The organism is Streptomyces sp. NPDC007896 (assembly GCF_042959425.1).
In the GTDB taxonomy this organism is placed as follows: domain Bacteria; phylum Actinomycetota; class Actinomycetes; order Streptomycetales; family Streptomycetaceae; genus Streptomyces.
The window spans coordinates 94,456-113,072 of record NZ_JBIBKX010000018.1; the positions used below are offsets into that span (position 1 = coordinate 94,456).

An 18,617-nucleotide genomic window follows, 5' to 3' on the forward strand; every position below is an offset into this window, starting at 1 on the left:
TACCCGCCAACCACGGCTTCCCCACACACCACTCGAGAGATCCACGCCACACTCCCTTCGGCCCGGCGCGCGCTCCCCCGTACCGTCATGGGTATGAGCCCCACTCCCCCCGCACGGCGACTGCGCCTCGGTCTGCCGCGGCGGGCGTTCTCGCAGGTACTGCTGATGCAGGTGGCGATAGCCGCCGGGGTCGCCGTGCTCGCGACGGGGCTGTTCCTCGCCCCGCTCAGCGCCCAGCTCGACGACGAAGCCATGCACCGGGCGCTCGCGATCGCGCAGACCACGGCGGCCCAGCCGCAGATCGCCAGGGACCTGCAGACAACCCTGCCGTCCGTGAACGGCCCCGTACAGGTCGCCGCGGAACGGATCCGCAAGGCCAGCAAGGCCGAGTACGTCGTGGTGATGAACACGCACTGGGTGCGCTGGTCGCACAAGGACACCTCGCAGATCGGCAGGGTCGTCTCGACCTCCCCCAAGAAGGCCCTGGCCGGCGAGGACGTCATGGAGATCGACAGCGGCACGCTGGGGCGCTCGGCCCGCGGCAAGGTACCGCTGCGCGACGCCGACGGGCACATCATCGGCGCGGTCTCGGTGGGCATCGAGTACGACAGTGTGCGCGCCCGGCTGATCCACGCGATCCCGGGACTCCTCGCGTACGCGGGCGGGGCTCTGGCCGTCGGCGCGTTCGCCGCGTACCTGCTCTCCCGACGGGTCCAGCGGCAGACCCGTGACCTGGCCTTCTCCGACATCTCGGCGTTGCTCGCGGAGCGCGAGGCGATGCTGCACAGCATTCGGGAGGGCGTCATCGCCCTGGACCGTGTCGGCCGCGTACGGCTCCTCAACGACGAGGCGCAGCGCCTGCTCGGGCTGGACGCGGAGGCCATCGGGCAGCCGCTCGACGACGCGCTCGGGCCGGGCCGCACGACCGATGTGCTGGCCGGACGGGTCACCGGCACGGATCTGCTGACGGTGCGCGGTCAGCGCGTCCTGGTCGCCAACCGCATGCCGACCGACGACGGCGGCGCCGTGGCCACCCTGCGCGACCGCACGGAACTGGAGCAGTTGGGCCGTGAACTCGACTCGACCCGCGGTCTGATCGACGCCCTGCGCGCACAGGACCACGAGCACGCCAACCGGATGCACACGGTGCTGGGGCTGCTCGAACTGGAGATGTACGACGACGCCGTGGAGTTCGTCGGCGAGGTGGTCGGCGACCACAGGGTCACCGCGGAGCAGGTCACCGAGAAGATCCACGATCCGTTGCTGGCCGCCCTGCTGGTCGGCAAGGCCACGGTGGCGGCCGAGCGCGGGGTGGCTCTCTGGGTCGCGGACGGGACCCGGCTGCCCGACCGGCTGGTCGACCCGCGGGGGCTGGTCACCGTCGTGGGCAATCTGGTCGACAACGCACTCGACGCCGTCGCGGGCACCCCGCACGCGCGTGTGGAGGTCGAATTGCGCGCCGAGGGACGCACTGCCGTGCTGCGCGTACGGGACACCGGGCCGGGAATTCCGGCGGAGCGGCGGGAGCTGATCTTCACGGACGGGTGGTCCACCAAGACGCCACCCGCGCACGGCAAACGCGGACTCGGACTCTCCCTGGTGCGCCGGCTCGCCGAGCGGCAAGGAGGCAGCGCGCAGGCGGCGGAGGCCGACGGAGGGGGCGCGGAGTTCACGGTCGTACTGCCGGAAGCGCTCACGGAGGCCGGTCTCGGGCCGGCGGAAGGCCCAGTGTCGGGCCCGGAGGGCGAACCCGGCCGCGGGCCCGCACCGGAACTCGTACGACAGCCGGACGCGTTCTCCCAGGACAGCATGGGCACCACGACCGCCGAGGAGGAGTCGCGATGATCGAGGTCCTGGTCGTGGACGACGACACGCGGGTCGCGCGGGTCAACGCCGCGTACGTCGGCAAGGTGCCCGGCTTCCGTGTCGCCGGCGAGGCGCACAGCGCCGCCGAGGCGCTGCACCGGATGGAGACGCTTCCCCACCTGGACCTGGTCCTGATGGACCACTACCTGCCCGACGAGACGGGCCTCGCGGTCGTCCAGGAGATGCGGCGGCGCGGCCACCAGACCGACGTCATCATGGTGACCGCGGCCCGGGACATCTCGACCGTCCAGGCGGCCATGCGGCAGGGCGCCCTCCAGTACCTGGTCAAGCCGTTCGCCTTCGCGGGCCTGCGCACCAAGCTGGAGGCGTACGCGGATCTGCGCCGCACGCTCGACGGCGGCGGCGAGGCCGAGCAGGCCCAGGTGGACCGGATTTTCGGCGCCCTGTCGGCGACTGCGGAGCCGGACCTGCCCAAAGGGCACTCTCCCCCGACCGCGGAGCTCGTCCGGCAGGCCCTGGTGACCGCCGAGGGGCCGCTGTCGGCCCAGGAGATCGCCGAGGAGACCGGACTGAGCCGGCAGACCGCCCAGCGCTATCTGAAGCTCCTGGAGCGCACGGGACGGGCCAGGCTGACCCTCAAATACGGCGACGCGGGCCGCCCGGAGCATCGCTACGTCTGGGCGACCCGCGCCTGAGGGCACGACCGAAGAGGGGAAGATCCTGAAGACGCGGCCACGGGGCGGGGGAAGAGGCCGCGCCCGCTCTGGGCCAGTGGCGGCCTTCGCTTCTCCGCCGGCGGTGGCCTTGGTGGCCTTCTTCCTCAGCCAGTGACGGCCTTCTTCACAAACTCCGTGGTGTATGTCTTGCTCAAGTCCACCTTGGCGTTCTTGATGTTGGGGTTGAACGCCTTGAGCACCTTCTCGACGGTCTCGGGGCCGTCCGCGGGCATCACGCCGTCCTTGGTGAACATCGGCAGCGTGCTCTGGATGGCGGTGGCGTAGAGCGTCTTGTTGCCCTGGGAGTAGTCGGCGGGCATCTTGGCGGCGATCTCGGAGGCGCTGTGCGTGGACATCCACTTGAGGGTCTTCACGAAGGCGTTGGCCAGCTTCTGGACCGTCTCCTTGTGGCCGTTCACCCAGTCCGTCTGCATGTAGAGGCTGGACGAGGGATACGGACCGCCGAGCGCCTCCTGCGATCCGCTCGGCGTGCGCATGTCGATGAGCACCTTGCCGAGGCCCTTCTGCAGGACCGTGGCGACGGTCGGGTCCGTCGTCATGCCACCGTCGATGGCCCCCTTCTGGAGCGCCGAGACAAAGGTCGGACCCGCACCCACGGCGACCGGCGCGAACTCGCTGACCTTCACACCGTTCTTGACCGCGAGGTACTTGGTGAGGAAGTCGGTGGAGGAACCGAGCCCGGTGACGCCGAGCTTCTTGCCCTTGAAGTCCTTGGGCGAGGTGATGTCGTCCGCGCGCTTGTTGGAGACGATCTCCACCTCGCCGGGTGCGTGCGAGAACTGCACGACGGACTCCACGGCCTTGCCCTTGGTCTGCAGGTCGAGGGTGTGATCGTAGAAGCCGACGGCTCCCTGGACCTGCCCGGACACGAGTGCGGTCTCCGCCTGCACACCGGCCGGCTCACTCAGGAGTTCGACATCCAAACCCTGGTCGTTGAAGTAGCCGAGCCGCTGCGTGAGCATCGCCGGCATGTAGATGACCTTGTCCAGGCCACCGACCATGATCTTGACGTGCTCCCCCTTGCCGCCGCCCCCGTTGCTGCCGGAGTCGGCGGTGGTGGAGGCCGCGTCGTTGGCGCAGGCGGTGAGCGAGGAGAGGGCGAGCAGACCGGCGGCTGCCAGTGCGGAGTATCTGGCGGTCTTGCGCATGATGGGTCACGTCCTTGTGAGAAAGCAATGTGGGAAAAGGGGTGCCTTGGGGAGTGTTGAGCGGAAAAGGGGCACCCGGGAGAGCGCCGAAAGGAAATCGGGCACCTTGGAGAGCTCTGAGAGGAAATCCGGCTCCCTGGGCGGGCGTTGTCCTCCGATCAGCTCTCGGAGTCCGACGGCTTCCAGCGGAAGATGCGGCGCTCGGCGAAGGTGAGCAGCCCTTCGGCCAGCAGGGCGACGACGGCGAGGATGACCATCGCGGCATACACACCGGCCGCGTTGAAGGTGCCCTGGGATTGGGCGACGAGCAGACCGATGCCCTTGGTGGCGCCGATGTACTCGCCGACGATCGCACCGATGAGGGCGAAGCCGAAGCTGACATGGAGGCTGGTGAAGATCCACGAGGTGGCGGAGGGGATGACGACCTGAAGCGTCACCCGGCGGTCGCTCGCCCCCAGGATCCGGGCGTTGGCGACGAGGTTGCGGTCGACCTCACGGGCGCCCTGGAACGCGTTGAAGAAGACCGGGAAGAAGACCAGGACCACGGCCGAGGCGACCTTGGAGGCCGGTCCGAGCCCGAACCAGATCACGAAGATCGGCGCGAGGACGATCCTGGGTATGGAGTTGAGCACCTTGATGTATGGACCAAGGACATCGGCGAGGAAGGCGATGCGTCCCAGCGCGATACCGAAGACCACGCCGGCCACGACTCCGATGACCCAGCCGAGCAGTGCCTCGTGGAGCGTGTACCAGATCTGCTCGCCGAGTGAGCCGAGCGCCGTCCCGTGGGTCACCCAGGTGTAGACCTGGTCCCAGATCTTCGACGGCATGGAGAAGTTGAACGGGTCGATGATCTTGGCGCGTGCGAACACCTCCCACAGGCCGAGCACGGCGACCAGGAGCACCGCGCGGACGGCGGCGACGATGATTCTGCGTCTGCGGGCGGCACGGGCACGGGAGTGGGCGCGCCCCGGCTTGGCGGGCTCGGTGGCGGTCGTCGCGACGACGGTCTCGGGCATGACGTCAGGCGACATTCGCGGCGCCCCTCTCTCGGGTGATGCGGACCTCTTCACCGAGGGACTCCCAGATCTCGCGGTAGATCTCGATGAACCTCGGCTCCAGGCGCACCGATTCGACCTTGCGCGGCCTCGGCAGATCGATGTCGAAGACCTGCTTCACGGTGGCGGGGCCCGCGGTCATCACGACGACCTTGTCGGCGAGCGCGATGGACTCCTCCAGGTCGTGGGTGACGAAGACGACCGAGGCTCCGGTGCCCTCCCACAGCTCCAGCAGCTCGTCCGACATCAGGGCCCTGGTCTGCACGTCGAGCGCCGAGAACGGCTCGTCCATCAGCAGGATCTCGGGGTCGTTGACGAAGGTCGCGGCGAGGGCGACGCGCTTGCGCTGACCGCCGGAGAGCTGGTGCGGGTAGCGGTCCTCGAAGGCCGACAGTCCGACCCTGGCCAGCCATTCGCGGGCCCGCTGCTTGGCCTCCGTCTTGGGAACACCGCGAAATCGCGGGCCGGCCATGACGTTGGACAGCACCGTGCGCCAGGGGAAGGTGGCGTCCTGCTGGAAGACGAAGCCGACCTTGTCGCCGACGCCCGCGACCGGCTCGCCGGCCACCAGGACCTCGCCCTCGGTGGGCTCCTCCAGACCGCTCACCAGGGTCAGGGTGGTGGACTTCCCGCAGCCGGTGGGGCCGACGACGGCCACGAACTCGCCACGGCCGATCGTCAGATCGAGCTCCCTGACCGCCGTGTGCAGACCCCCTGACGGGGTCTTGAAGATCTTGCTCGCGCCCCGCAGCTCAATGGCGGGGCTGGTGTCTGCGCTCATGGCCCGGGACCGTAGGTGTGGCGCGGGCCACAGCATCAGTCTTCTGGGCGCAAGGCCTTCTTATGCTTGCAAGAGTCTGTTGTGCTCGTTTTGCTCGCGCTACAACAGCGGAGCCGAAACACGGGCTTAACGCTCGCCAGGCCTTGAGAGAAAGAGGCCCGATGATTGACGTCCTGGTCGTGGACGACGACTTCCGCGTCGCTGAGATCAACGCGAAGTACGTGGGGAAGGTTCCCGGATTCCGGGTGGCCGCCCGCGCGCACAGCGCTGCCCAGGCCCTGGCCGCCGTGGAGCGCGCGCCCGTCGACCTGGTACTGCTCGACCACTATCTGCCCGACCAGACGGGCCTCGAACTGGTGCACCGCATGCGCGAACGCGGCCACGGCACCGACGTCATCATGATCACCGCGGCCAGCGATGTGACGACCGTGCAGGCCGCGATGCGCCTGGGCGCCCTGCACTATCTGGTCAAGCCGTTCACCTTCGCCGCGCTGCGCACCCGCCTCGACTCGTACGCGGCCCTGCGGCGCACCGTCGACCGGGTCGGCGGGCGCGGCGTGGCGGGTCAGGAGCAGGTCGACCGGATCTTCAGCGCCCTGCGCACCACGCCCGTCCCGTCCTCGCCGGGGCTGCCCAGCGGCCACTCGGAACCCACCACGGACCTGATCTGCGGTGTCCTCCACCGTGCGAACCAGCCGCTGTCGGCCCACGAGGTCGCGGCCGAGACCGGGCTCAGCCGCTCCACCGCCCAGCGCTATCTGCGCCACCTCGAACAGGCGGGACGGCTGCGCCTCTCGCTCAAGTACGGCGACACGGGCCGCCCGGAACACCGGTACGCCTGGGTGGCGCCCTAAGCCCTGTCGTTTGGATCACCCCGGCGCACGACGTACGCCGCTGGGCCGTACGCCGCTGGGGGCGCCCCCGCTAGCTGGAGGCGCCCCCGGGCACTCACCTGAGGCCGCCTCAGACCGCCCCAGCACCTGTCAGCGACCGCACCTCGGTCTCCGCGTACTTGGCCTCGTCCGGCGGCTCCGCGGACGTGACCGTGCCCAGCCAGCCCGCCAGGAAGCCGAGCGGAATCGACACCAGGCCGGGATTCTGCAACGGGAAGTACTGGAAGTCCACGCTCGGGAACAGTGAATCGGGACTCCCCGACACCACCGGCGACAGCAGGACGAGCAGCAGTGCGGGCACCAATCCGCCGTATACGGCCCACACGGCACCGCGGGTCGTGAAACTCCGCCAGAACAGCGAGTACAACAGCACCGGCAGGTTCGCGGAGGCGGCGACCGCGAAGGCAAGGCCCACCAGGAAGGCCACGTTCAGGTCGCGGGCCAGCAGCCCGAGCGCGATCGCGACCACCCCGATGCCCACCGCCGCCGTACGCGCCACGGTGACCTCGCTGCGGGGCTTCGCATGCCGACGGCGCACCGAGGCATAGAGGTCGTGGGCCACAGACGCCGAAGACGCCAGGGTGATCCCGGCGACGACCGCGAGGATCGTTGCGAAGGCAATGGCCGCGACAACAGCAAAGAGAACCGTTCCTCCCGCGGAGTTCGCACCGCCGCCCAGATCGAGCGCGAGCAGCGGAACCGCCGTGTTGCCCGCCGCGTTCGCTCCCCGCACCGCCTCCGGGCCGACGATCGCCGCCGCGCCGAAGCCCAGCACGATCGTCATCAGGTAGAAACCCCCGATGAGCCCGATCGACCAGACCACCGAGCGCCGCGCGGCCCGTGCCGTGGGCACGGTGTAGAAACGCGCCAGGATGTGCGGCAGCCCGGCCGTACCGAGCACGAGCGCGAGCCCCAGGCTGATGAAGTCGAAGCGCGCCGTCCAGTCCCCGCCGTACTTCAACCCGGGTGCGAGAAACGCGTCACCATGCCCGCTGCGCTCCGCCGCCGAACGCAGCAACTCATTCACGTCCCCGTGGAACCGCACCAGGACGAGCACGGTCAGGGCGATGGAACCGCTCAGCAACAGGACCGCCTTGACGATCTGAATCCACGTGGTGGCCCGCATCCCTCCCAGCGACACATAGATCACCATGAGCGCGCCGACGCCGATCACCGTCCAGTTCCGCGCCGCCTCGCTCGAGCCTCCCAGCAGTAGCGCGACCAGACTGCCCGCCCCCACCATCTGCGCCACCAGATACAGAACGGACACGGTCACCGAAGAGGTTCCCGCCGCGATCCGCACCGGCCGCTCGTTCATCCGGGCCGCGACGACGTCGGCGAGAGTGAACCGCCCGCAGTTGCGCACCAGTTCGGCGGCCAGGAACAGGACGACCAGCCAGGCGACAAGAAACCCGACGACGTACAGCAGCCCGTCGTAGCCGTAGAGCGAGATGAGCCCCGTGACCCCCAGGAACGACGCCGCCGACATGTAGTCACCCGAAATGGCAAAACCATTTTCCATCGGCGAGAACAACCGGCCGCCGGCATAGAACTCCTCGGCCGACCCGTGCCGGTTGCGACTCACCCACGTCGTGATCCCCAGCGTCACCGCCACGAACGCGCTGAACAGCAGCAGCGCCAGCGTCTGATGGTTGCCGGTCACCGCTCACCACCTCTGACGCTCCGGGTCAGCTCCTGGGTGTCCCAGCGCAGATCGAGCGCGGCCCGGTCCCTGCGCAGCCGCGCATGCCGCGCGTACGCCCACGTGAACAGAAACGTGCTGAGGAACTGCCCGAGCCCCGCCACCATCGCCACGTTCACCGCGCCGGCGACGGGCCGGGCCATGAACCCGGGCGCCGTCGTCGCCGTCACCACATAGCTGACGTACCAGGTGAAGAACACGGCGACGCCCGGCACCACGAACCTCCGGTACCGGCTGCGCACCTCCTGGAAGGCCGCACTGCGCTGCACCTCCAGATAGACGTCGGCCGTCCCGCCCGTGCGACCTTCCTGCTCCAGGCGCGCGGACGGCACGGCGGGAGCGCCCGTGCCGTCCAACTCACCCCAGCCGGAGGCGAGCGCGTCGTACCAGGGGTCATCGAACCGGACCTCCCCGGTATCGCGACCGTCGTGCTTCTCCACCGAACTCTCCTTGTCCGCGACCCTTTTTCGGCCGCGTGCCCAAGGATGGACAGATCGGGAAGATCCCGGACTCTTCTCTCCGCGCTCTTCACCCCATCAGGTGACTCATCCCGTCGGTGGCCGTACGAGACCCTTCCCAAAGGCATAACGCACTGCCTGAGCACGATCCTTGAGGCCCGTCTTGGCGAAGAGGTTGTTGATGTGGGTCTTCACAGTGGCCGTGGAGACGTGCAGCCTGCGGGCGATCTCCTGATTGGTGAGGCCGTCGGCGATCAGCAGCAGCACCTCGGTCTCCCGCGTGGTGAGCCCATCGGGCGGCTCCACGGGCACATCGGCTGCGGGCGCCGGTTCCGACAGCCGCTCCAACAATCGCCGCTGAATGCTCGGCGAGAGTCCCGCGTCCCCCGACAGCACGCTCTCCACCGCGCGCACGATCTCGTCGCCACCCGCGTCCTTGGTGAGATAGCCACGGGCTCCCGCTCTGAGCGCGGGGAACAGCGACTCGTCGTCCGCGTACGTGGTAAGCACGACGACCTGCGTCCCCGGATGCTCGGCGCGAATGCGCCGGGTCGCCTCGACGCCGTCGCAGCGCGGCATGCGCAGGTCCATCAGCACGACGTCCGGGGCGAGCTCGGCCACAAGTGCCACGGCCTCGTGGCCGTCCCCGGCCGCACCCACGACCTCGATCCCCGGCAGCAGCCCCAGCAGCATCACGATGCCTTCGCGCACCACGGTCTGGTCGTCCGCCACCACGACCCGAGCCGGCTTCCTGGTCTCCTCCTCCGTCATACAGGCACCCTCAGCGTCACCACGAACCCCTCCTCGTCCGGCCCGGCCTCCAACGAGCCACCCAGCAGCTCGGCACGCTCCCGCATGCCCAGCAGACCGTACCCGGCCCCAGCACCGCTGAGTTCGCCCGGCGGTCCTCCCGAGTCCCGTACACCCAGGGTCACTTCGTGCTCGCCGTACTCGAGCCGCATATGGACCTTGGCGCCCGGCGCATGCTTGCGGACGTTCGTCAGGGCTTCCTGCGCCACCCTGCGCACCGCCTGCGAGGCCTCGGCGGGCAGCGGCTGCCGTTCACCCGCGACGGTGATGTCGGCGCCGTCCGCCGTGGCGACCAGTTCGCTCAGGAAGTCCTCCACCGGGGACATCTCCCCCCGAAGGGCGGAGAGCGCCTGCCGGGTCTCGGCAAGCCCCTCACGGGCCATCCCACGCGCCGCCACCACCCGATCGAGGATCTGCTCCCGGTCGGCGCCCCGCTCGATCAGCAACCGGGCCGCCTCCAGATGCACCATCTGCGCCGAGAGACTGTGCGCCAGGACGTCATGGATCTCCCGCGCGATCCTGGCCCGCTCCGCGAGCGCCGCGGACTCCGCCTCGGCCATACGAGCCGCCCGCTCCTGAGCGAGCAACCGCTGGGCACTGCCGCGGGCCTCCGCGTCGAGGCGCAGCACGTATCCGGCCAGGGCGAGACCCCCGGCGGTAGCCGCCGTGGTCAGCCAGACGTCGTTGTTGACCGCCGCGAACGCGCTCAGTGCCAAGGAGGTGGCAGGCAGTGCCGCCGCGAGAGGCAGCCTCTCTATGGCGCTGATGGCGCACCCGCACCACAGGACGATGGCCGGCACCCGGAAGCCCGTGCTCACTCCCACCGTCGCGATCACGAGCAGCAGGGCGAGCAGCGCCAGAGACGGCAGCAGACGGTGTTCGAGCGTGGTCCGCCAGAAGGCCCACGCCGCCAGCCCGCAGACGAGGACCCCCAAAACGCCCGCCGCGATCTTCCAGGCGCCCAGATGGCCGCTCGTGAAGGTCGTCCACAGGAGCAGGCCGAGGGCGAAGAGGCGCGCGGCCCAGGCGAGTGCGCGCCTGGGCTTGGCCACTCCGGCTCGGGACAGCGCCTCGCGGGAGGGCCAGCGCTTCAAAGCGTTCTCCGTCACACGCGCTCCTTCCACGAGCCCTGGGGCACGTCGTCACCGTACGCCGTCGCCTGCGCGACGGTCGGGTGCAGAGACTGAGAGCGCCAGGCCAGGATTCCGGAGCGGACCAGCAGAGTGGCCGCGAGGGCGAGCAGCAGGGCGGAGCTGTCCTGATGGACGCCCAACAAGGAGCCGATGCCGAACAGTCCCAGCCGCAGGGCTATGCCCACACCCCAGACGGCCGCGCTGGCCTTGGTGCTCTTGCTCCACACCGAGCCGTCCGGCTCCGCCCATATCCGTGTCGTCCACCCCCACGCGGCTCCGGTGGCCAGCCCGATGAACAGCTCTGCCCCCAGCAGCAGAATCGCCTCGGTCCGATGGTGGATGTCGATCAGGCCCGGCCCCCGCAGAGCGATCACGGCCAGGACCGCGGGCACGATCCACCACCGCCTGTCCGTGCTGATCCTGCGCGTACGGAACTGGCGCGCGACGACCAGCACAACAACGGCGAGGATCACCAAGGCATTGACGAGCCCGGACATCACGACCTCCGTGGGCGAGGAAGAGCGGGTGCCGACAGCCAGCGCTGTCGACGCCTTCGACGCTACGGAAATCGGCAGCTCAGCAGATCGGAGCCGGGGTGGATCGTGGGTGGATTCGCACCCACCTCACCCCTCCACCCACGGGTGGAGCCCCCACGGCCCGCACCCACCAACCGCGCTTCTCGCCCCCGCCCCTACCCTCCCCCAAGCTCTCGGCTTCGCTCGAGCAGGGGGACCCTCACCATCCCCACTCGGGGGCTCCGCCCCCAAACCCCCGATCGGCCTGAACGGTCTGAACGGCCTCGTCCTCAAACGCCGGACGGCTGAAGATGCGCGCAGCGCCCCTGGAGGGACGCGGGGAACTGCGCGCCCAGCCCCCACCCACCCGCAGCCGGCCCTCCCACGGAAGAGGCCGTGGCGGTGCGTCGCAAGCCCGTCGCTTACGCCCGGATCGAGCAGCGGCTCCCATGCCCGGCCCACGCCTGATCCAGCGGCGACGGGCTCGACGCACCGCCACGGCCCCGACCCACCACAAGCACCCGGCTCCCGCCCCCGTCCCCGCCAGTGCAGCGCCTACGCGTCGATACGCGACCGATCCAGCGTCGCCGCAGAGCTGGAGATGAACTCCTTACGAGGAGCGACATCGTTCCCCATCAGCAGGTCAAACACCTGCTCGGACGCCTCCAGGTCGGAGATGTTGATCCGCCGCAGCGTCCGGTGGCGCGGGTCCATCGTCGTCTCCGCCAGCTGATCGGCGTCCATCTCGCCAAGACCCTTGTAACGCTGGATCGAGTCCTTGTAGCGCACGTTCTTGCGCTGCAGCTCCAGCAGCGTCTCGCGCAGCTCACGGTCCGAGTACGTGTAGACGTACTTGTCCTGGCCCTTCTTGGGCTGGCTCAGCTCGATGCGGTGCAGCGGCGGCACCGCCGCGAACACCCGCCCCGCCTCGACCATCGGCCGCATGTACCGCTGGAACAGCGTCAGCAGCAAAATCCGGATGTGCGCCCCGTCGACGTCGGCGTCGACGAGCAGAATGATCTTCCCGTACCGCGCCGCGTCGATGTCGAACGTCCGCCCGGACCCGGCCCCTATGACCTGGATGATCGCGCCGCACTCGGCGTTCTTGAGCATGTCCGTGACGGACGCCTTCTGGACGTTGAGGATCTTGCCGCGAATCGGCAGCAGCGCCTGGAACTCGGAGTTCCTGGCCAGCTTGGCGGTGCCGAGCGCGGAGTCTCCCTCGACGATGAACAGCTCGCTGCGCTCGACGTCGTCGCTACGGCAGTCCGCGAGCTTGGCGGGCAGCGAGGAGGACTCGAGGGCGGTCTTCCGACGCTGCGCGTCCTTGTGCTGGCGGGCCGCGATCCGCGTACGCGCGGCGGCGACGGCCTTCTCCATCACGACCCGGGCCTGCGCGGCCGCGTCCCGCTTCGTGGTGGTCAGGAAGGCCTTGAGTTCGTTGGAGACCACGTTCGTCACGATCCGGCGGGCCGCCGAGGTGCCGAGGACCTCCTTGGTCTGGCCCTCGAACTGCGGCTCCGCGAGGCGCACGGTGACGACGGCGGTCAGGCCCTCCAGTGCGTCGTCCTTGACGATGTCGTCCTCGGCGACCCGCAGCAGCTTCTTGGCCCGCAGAACCTCGTTCATCGTCTTGGCGACGGCCTGTTCGAAGCCGGCGACGTGGGTGCCGCCCTTGGGCGTGGCGATGATGTTCACGAACGACTTGAGGTTCGTGTCGTAGCCGGTGCCCCAGCGCAGCGCCACATCGACGCCGAGCTCACGGGTGACCTCGGTGGGCGTCATCTGCCCGTGGTCGTCGAGGACCGGGACGGTCTCCTTGAAGGTGCCCTGCCCGGAGAAGCGGAGGACGTCACAGACGGGCTTGTCGGTGGCCAGGTACTCGCAGAACTCGCTGATGCCGCCGTCGAAGCGGAAGGACTCCTCGCCCTTGCTGCCGCCCTCGCCGAGCCCGTATTCGTCACGGACGACGATGGTCAGGCCGGGCACCAGGAACGCGGTCTGGCGGGCGCGCTGGTGCAGGTTCTCCAGCGAGAGCTTGGCGTCCTTGAGGAAGATCTGGCGGTCGGCCCAGTAGCGCACGCGCGTGCCGGTGCGTGTCTTGGGGATCCGCTTCAGCTTGCGCAGCCCGCTGGACGCGTCGAAGGCGGCCTCGGGACCGTCCGCCTTGAACGCTCCCGGAGTGCCGCGACGGAAACTCACCGCATGGGTGTGGCCACTGCGGTCCACCTCGACGTCCAGACGGGCGGAGAGCGCGTTCACCACGGAGGCGCCCACGCCGTGCAGACCACCGGAGGCCGCGTACGAGCCGCCTCCGAACTTGCCGCCCGCGTGCAGCTTGGTCATCACGACCTCGACGCCCGACATGCCGGTCTTGGGCTCCACGTCGACCGGGATGCCACGGCCGTTGTCCCGCACCTCCACCGAGGCGTCGTCGTGCAGGATCACCTCGATGTGGTCACAGTAGCCCCCGAGGGCCTCGTCCACGGAGTTGTCGATGATCTCCCACAGGCAGTGCATAAGACCGCGGCTGTCGGTCGAGCCGATGTACATGCCAGGGCGCTTGCGTACGGCCTCGAGCCCCTCGAGGACGAGCAGGTGCCGCGCGGTGTAGTTGGAACCGTCCCGGTCTGCTCCGGTCAGCAACGCTGTGGACGGCACGGACGTGTCGGCGGTCACGCGGTTCGCTCCTCGCTGAATTTCAGATGGGACCCTTTTGGGTAAGGGGCCGGCTTCGGTCTCCGCTCAGAGGGTACCGAGGCCTGGTAGAGCCGTTGTAACGCCACCCTCGCATGAACTCAGACTAGTCCAGGCTCGCATGGGTGTTCGATCCCTCGATGGAGTGAAGTACATATCACGTTCCCTTCCAGGCATGAACCATTTAGGCTCCGGGCACGTCCTCATGAACAACCGGCAAGCCAGCCGGGGAGGACTGACCCTGACAGACAGCGCGAACCCGTAAGACACAAAGACACGTAATACGGCTCATTCGCCGCCACCCGGCAGCAGACAGCCGCCCCGGAAGAATTTTTCGAGGAAAAGCCACGAGCGGGAACGTTTTCGGCCTGGTTGGATGTTGACCCTGGTACGACAGCTCGTCGAGCTAGAGAAGAGGCGACGTGACTACTGTTCTGACCCCCGCGAGCCCGCTGACGGCCGCTGACCGCTGCGACCGTTGCGGCGCCCAGGCATATCTGCGCGTCGTCCTCCTCAGCGGCGGTGAACTGCTCTTCTGCGCCCACCACGGACGCAAGTTTGAGCCGGAACTCAAGAAGATCGCCGCTGAGATACAGGACGAGACGGAGCGACTGACGTCGGTCCCGGCAACGTCCAACGACGAAGAGCGCTGACACTTCGCGTCAACGACGACGAGCCAGCTCTGGCAATAGGCCGGTGTACGGGCGGTCACCCCTGCTACTCGGGGTGACCGCCCGTATGCGTACCGCCTCCCGGCGGTGCAGTGCGCCACCGCCCGGAGCGGCCGCACGATCCCGTGCGGCTCGACGCGGACCGCGTTCACGCGCCTCAACGCGCCACCGGTTCGCACCCTTGCCGGGCAGCTCTACGCGCCACCGGCCCGTACCGCACCGGCGCGCCTCCACACGCCACTGGCCCGAATCGCTCGCGCGCACCCTCCAGGCGCCCCCGATTCGCCCCGCCCCGGCGCCCCGCGATCCGCTGCATTCCGTACCGCTTCCGCCTGCGCGGCCTCAGCGGCTCGTGTCGAGCGCCCTGACGACGCCTGAGACCCGCGTGTAGACCCCGGGGCTTCCCGCCTGCCCACAGCCGCTGCCCCAGGACACAAGGCCGATCAGCCGCCCCTGGGCGACGAGCGGGCCACCGCTGTCCCCCTGACAGGCATCCCGCCCACCCGCGGCCTCCCCGGCGCACACCATGGAAGCGGCTTGATAAGCCCCTTCCTCACTCCCCGGATACGCCCGCTCACAGGCCGAGTCGGACAGTACTTTCACGCTCGCGGACCGCAGACTGAGCGGGTAATTGCCGGTGCCTGTCGTATCGCCCCAGCCGTAGACCGCGGCGGCCGTGCCGGGCGCGTACGCGGGATCCCCCGAGGAGGCCATACGGATGACCGAGCTCTGGGGCAGCGGGGAGGCGAGGGTGATCACGGCGAAGTCCCCGGCGTTCGTGACGGCGTCGTACTGCGGATTGACCCAGGTGTCGCGCACCGGGATCTCCTTGCCGTTGCCGGACAGCAGGTCGGTACGATCCGCGATGATCTTCAAATCGTGGATCTGCTGCGGTGGCGCCCCCAGCACGAGCGGACTCAGGCAGTGGGCCGCGGTCAGCACGAGCGACGGGCCGATCACCACGCCGCCGCAGAATTGCCCGGCCCGCGTACCCCCGAACCGGTCACGGCTGGACAGTGCCACCATCCACGGACTCTGGGCGATGTCCACCGGATGGCCCCCGATGACGACGTCGTCGGTCGCGGCCGGGGCGGGGGATGCCAGCGGTATGAGGGCCGCGGCGGCCGCAAGGGCCAGTACTGGTGTGAAAGGACGGCGCATGCGTGTTCCTCACTCTGGGACGGTCATGGAACACCCAGAGTGATCCAGCGGGCGGCGGCGCGCACTCCATGCATGCGCCGAGGGCCCGGCTCCCCATCGGGAGTCGGGCCCTCGGCGACAGTACGGTCGAGACTTAGTCGAGGTAGTCGCGCAGCACCTGCGAACGCGACGGGTGACGCAGCTTCGACATCGTCTTGGACTCGATCTGACGGATCCGCTCACGCGTGACGCCGTACACCTTGCCGATCTCGTCGAGGGTCTTCGGCTGACCATCGGTGAGACCGAAACGCATGGAGACGACGCCCGCCTCGCGCTCGGACAGGGTGTCGAGGACGGAGTGCAGTTGCTCCTGGAGGAGCGTGAAGCTGACCGCGTCGGCCGGGACGACGGCCTCGGAGTCCTCGATGAGGTCACCGAACTCGCTGTCACCGTCCTCGCCCAGCGGGGTGTGCAGCGAGATGGGCTCGCGGCCGTACTTCTGGACCTCGATGACCTTCTCAGGGGTCATGTCGAGTTCCTTCGCCAGCTCCTCCGGGGTGGGCTCGCGGCCCAGGTCCTGGAGCATCTGACGCTGCACGCGCGCGAGCTTGTTGATGACCTCGACCATGTGCACCGGGATACGGATGGTGCGGGCCTGGTCGGCCATGGCGCGGGTGATCGCCTGACGGATCCACCAGGTGGCGTACGTGGAGAACTTGTAGCCCTTGGTGTAGTCGAACTTCTCGACCGCGCGGATCAGACCGAGGTTGCCCTCCTGGATGAGGTCCAGGAAGAGCATGCCGCGGCCGGTGTAGCGCTTGGCCAGGGAGACCACCAGACGGAGGTTGGCCTCCAGGAGGTGGTTCTTGGCGCGACGGCCGTCCTCGGCGATGATCTCCAGCTCGCGCTTGAGCTTGGGGGCGAGCTTGTCCGCGTTGGCCAGCTTGTCCTCTGCGAACAGACCGGCCTCAATGCGCTTGGCGAGCTCGACCTCCTGCTCGGCGTTGAGCAGGGGGACCTTGCCGATCTGCTTGAGGTAGTCCTTGACCGGGTCGGCGGTGGCGCCGGCCGCGGCGACCTGCTGCGCGGGCGCGTCGTCCTCGTCCTCGTCGGACAGAACGAAGCCCTGGGCGCCGTCCTCGGCGGGCTCCTCGGCACCGGGCTTGCCCGGGGTCTCCTCGACCGCCTCGTCGTCGATGAGCTCGGCGTCGTCCTTCTTGGCGGTGGTCTTCTTCGCGACGGCCTTCTTGGCGACCGTCTTCTTCGCGACGGCCTTCTTGGCGACCGTCTTCTTGGCAGCGACCTTCTTGGCGGACGCGTCCTCAGCCGGATCGTCGGCCACGGGCACCGCCGGGGCGGCGGTGGCGGCGACCTTCTTGGTGGTCACCGTCTTCGCCGCGACCGTCTTGGTGGCGGTGCGCTTGGCCGGACTCTTCGCTGCGACGCTCTTTCGGGTGCGCTTGGGCTCCGCGGCACTGACCATCAGCGTCACACCCTCTTCCTCGAGGATCTGGTTGAGGCTGCGCAGTACGTTCTTCCACTGAGTGGCCGGAATCTGGTCAGCTTCGAAGGCCCGACGCACGTCATCGCCGGCGATCTGCCCCTCAGCCTTTCCCCGCTCAATGAGCGCCATGACAGAGACGGACTCGGCGATCTCCGGCGGGAGCGTACGGGATGTGCTGGCCGACACGAACAACCTCTCGGAACGTTGGAAAACGGCTTCCGGCCCCGTCCACTGCGGACAGGAGCCGACGACCGCCGACTTGGGGATGGGTCGACGGCGCGGGCGGGAGCCGGGAGGATGCACAGCGCCGTAAACGGCGTCCGTATTCCCTCCTCGGCTGTCACCTCTTAGGTCATCGCGCAGTTCCGAAGAGCGTTACGCCCAATCTGCGTGGCCCGAGTCACACCCCGTAAGTGCCCAAAAGCGGCCAGATACGGTCAGAGGAGGTCAGCCGATGGACTCATCACCTCAAACCGATGGGTTCATCACCTCAACCGATGGCTTGATCACCTGCATCACATCGCCGGATCCCGCCGGATCCCGGAAGGATCCGACGGGGTCCGGCGGGGGATGTTCCGCCGACCAAGCGATGCCACGAGAGGGCACACGCCCCCCGACCGCGCCGCTCTCGGGGCGCGATCAGTGCTCGCGCGGCGCGGGCACCACGCGCTCCACCTCGGGGTGAACGGCGAGCAACTGCCGCATGGCCGCCTCGGCCGCCGCGCCGTCGGCCTCGGCCAGGGCGTCGACGATCCGGCCGTGGTGCGTCAAGGAGGTCTCGTTCGGTCGGTCGCAGCCGGTGACGGGGCCGCCGGAGACCTGGAGCGCGGCCGAGACGATCCCGGAAAGGTGCTCCAGCATGCGATTGCCCGATACCTGGATGAGCAGCGAATGGAACTCCGCGTCGGCCCGCGAGAAGGTGAGCGAGTCACCCTGCGCCATGGCATGGCCCATGATCTCGACCATGTCTCCGAGGCGCTGCTGGACCTCCTCGCGCCCGTGCCCGGCGGCCAGACGCGCGGCGAGCGGCTCGATCGTCCAGCGCAGCTCGCTCAGCTCGCGCCGCTGGTCGTCGCGCTGCGGCCCGAAGGCCCGCCATTCGATGATGTCCGGGTCGAGAAGATTCCAGTCACTGACGGGGCGCACGCGCGTACCGACGTTGGGGCGGGCGCTGACCAGCCCCTTCGCCTCCAGGACGCGGAGCGACTCACGGACGACGGTACGGGAGACCTCGAACCGCTGTCCGATCTCCTCGGGGACGAGCGGTCGGTCCGCGCCCAGGTCGCCGGAGACGATCATCTGACCCAGCTGCTGGACGAGTTGGCCGTGCAGTCCGCGTCCGCGGCTGCCCGCGGCGCGCCGGCCGACGCGGCCCAGCTCCGGGTCCGCGCCCTCCCACGCGGAGGCGCCGACGCGTTCGGCACCAGGGCCCTCGGCGTAGGGGTAGCGGTCTAGTCCGCCCGGGCCGGCCAGGCCGGAGTCTGAGGAGCGGGCGGCGGTCATCATGGTGTGCGCAAGGGTACTCACGGATCATTTGTCGGCG

General features: G+C 69.1%; 16 protein-coding genes. 4 read left to right on the forward strand and 12 right to left on the reverse strand.

Going from position 1 to position 18,617, the window contains the following annotated elements; genetic code table 11:
• Positions 1-93: 93 nt before the first annotated feature.
• Together ACFZDJ_RS42695 and ACFZDJ_RS42700 are read left to right on the forward strand one after the other, a co-directional pair.
• Positions 94-1,845, forward strand: a complete 1,752-nt coding sequence (locus ACFZDJ_RS42695) for an ATP-binding protein (protein WP_391067425.1) — start codon at positions 94-96, stop codon at positions 1,843-1,845.
• Positions 1,842-2,522: a response regulator gene (locus ACFZDJ_RS42700; protein ID WP_390936364.1), complete on the forward strand. Its 681-nt coding sequence runs from the start codon at positions 1,842-1,844 to the stop codon at positions 2,520-2,522. The genes ACFZDJ_RS42695 and ACFZDJ_RS42700 overlap by 4 nt, the downstream gene beginning before the upstream one ends.
• A 125-nt stretch (positions 2,523-2,647) precedes the next feature.
• Here the strand turns inward: ACFZDJ_RS42700 and ACFZDJ_RS42705 are convergent, their stop codons facing one another.
• From ACFZDJ_RS42705 to ACFZDJ_RS42715, 3 genes are all read right to left on the reverse strand, one after another.
• Positions 2,648-3,712, reverse strand: coding sequence for an ABC transporter substrate-binding protein (locus ACFZDJ_RS42705; RefSeq protein WP_384915774.1), 1,065 nt, complete (start codon positions 3,710-3,712; stop codon positions 2,648-2,650).
• Between the two features lie 158 nt (positions 3,713-3,870).
• Positions 3,871-4,746, reverse strand: coding sequence for an ABC transporter permease subunit (locus tag ACFZDJ_RS42710; protein ID WP_391067428.1), 876 nt, complete (start codon positions 4,744-4,746; stop codon positions 3,871-3,873).
• Entirely contained in the window at positions 4,736-5,551 is an 816-nt protein-coding gene (locus tag ACFZDJ_RS42715; RefSeq protein ID WP_054229902.1) for an ABC transporter ATP-binding protein, read from the reverse strand. Before ACFZDJ_RS42715 ends, ACFZDJ_RS42710 begins: the two co-directional genes overlap by 11 nt.
• Before the next feature lie 161 nt (positions 5,552-5,712).
• Here ACFZDJ_RS42715 and ACFZDJ_RS42720 point away from each other — a divergent pair, with 161 nt between their 5' ends.
• Positions 5,713-6,405: a response regulator gene (locus ACFZDJ_RS42720; RefSeq protein ID WP_054229901.1), complete on the forward strand. Its 693-nt coding sequence runs from the start codon at positions 5,713-5,715 to the stop codon at positions 6,403-6,405.
• A gap of 109 nt (positions 6,406-6,514) precedes the next feature.
• Here ACFZDJ_RS42720 and ACFZDJ_RS42725 read toward each other — a convergent pair whose 3' ends face one another.
• From ACFZDJ_RS42725 to ACFZDJ_RS42750, 6 genes are all read right to left on the reverse strand, one after another.
• Positions 6,515-8,107, reverse strand: coding sequence for a cation acetate symporter (locus tag ACFZDJ_RS42725; RefSeq protein ID WP_391067431.1), 1,593 nt, complete (start codon positions 8,105-8,107; stop codon positions 6,515-6,517).
• On the reverse strand, positions 8,104-8,586 hold the full coding sequence (locus tag ACFZDJ_RS42730; RefSeq protein WP_391067434.1) for a DUF485 domain-containing protein: 483 nt from the start codon (positions 8,584-8,586) through the stop codon (positions 8,104-8,106). Before ACFZDJ_RS42730 ends, ACFZDJ_RS42725 begins: the two co-directional genes overlap by 4 nt.
• Before the next feature lie 105 nt (positions 8,587-8,691).
• On the reverse strand, positions 8,692-9,375 hold the full coding sequence (locus tag ACFZDJ_RS42735; RefSeq protein WP_168511906.1) for a response regulator transcription factor: 684 nt from the start codon (positions 9,373-9,375) through the stop codon (positions 8,692-8,694).
• Complete coding sequence (locus tag ACFZDJ_RS42740) at positions 9,372-10,523, reverse strand: histidine kinase (protein WP_390936374.1); 1,152 nt, start codon at positions 10,521-10,523, stop codon at positions 9,372-9,374. Before ACFZDJ_RS42740 ends, ACFZDJ_RS42735 begins: the two co-directional genes overlap by 4 nt.
• Positions 10,520-11,044, reverse strand: a complete 525-nt coding sequence (locus tag ACFZDJ_RS42745) for a DUF1453 domain-containing protein (RefSeq protein ID WP_391067437.1) — start codon at positions 11,042-11,044, stop codon at positions 10,520-10,522. Before ACFZDJ_RS42745 ends, ACFZDJ_RS42740 begins: the two co-directional genes overlap by 4 nt.
• 573 nt (positions 11,045-11,617) lie before the next feature.
• Positions 11,618-13,741, reverse strand: a complete 2,124-nt coding sequence (locus ACFZDJ_RS42750; protein WP_390936378.1) for a DNA gyrase subunit B — start codon at positions 13,739-13,741, stop codon at positions 11,618-11,620.
• A 440-nt stretch (positions 13,742-14,181) separates the two neighbouring features.
• Here ACFZDJ_RS42750 and ACFZDJ_RS42755 point away from each other — a divergent pair, with 440 nt between their 5' ends.
• On the forward strand, positions 14,182-14,412 hold the full coding sequence (locus tag ACFZDJ_RS42755; protein WP_075030622.1) for a hypothetical protein: 231 nt from the start codon (positions 14,182-14,184) through the stop codon (positions 14,410-14,412).
• A gap of 360 nt (positions 14,413-14,772) precedes the next feature.
• Here the strand turns inward: ACFZDJ_RS42755 and ACFZDJ_RS42760 are convergent, their stop codons facing one another.
• From ACFZDJ_RS42760 to ACFZDJ_RS42770, 3 genes are all read right to left on the reverse strand, one after another.
• Positions 14,773-15,591, reverse strand: coding sequence for a trypsin-like serine protease (locus ACFZDJ_RS42760; RefSeq protein WP_390936381.1), 819 nt, complete (start codon positions 15,589-15,591; stop codon positions 14,773-14,775).
• Between the two features lie 133 nt (positions 15,592-15,724).
• Positions 15,725-17,260, reverse strand: a complete 1,536-nt coding sequence (locus ACFZDJ_RS42765) for an RNA polymerase sigma factor (protein WP_101403801.1) — start codon at positions 17,258-17,260, stop codon at positions 15,725-15,727.
• 453 nt (positions 17,261-17,713) lie between these two features.
• Complete coding sequence (locus ACFZDJ_RS42770) at positions 17,714-18,601, reverse strand: FadR/GntR family transcriptional regulator (protein ID WP_159064415.1); 888 nt, start codon at positions 18,599-18,601, stop codon at positions 17,714-17,716.
• Positions 18,602-18,617: the final 16 nt, after the last annotated feature.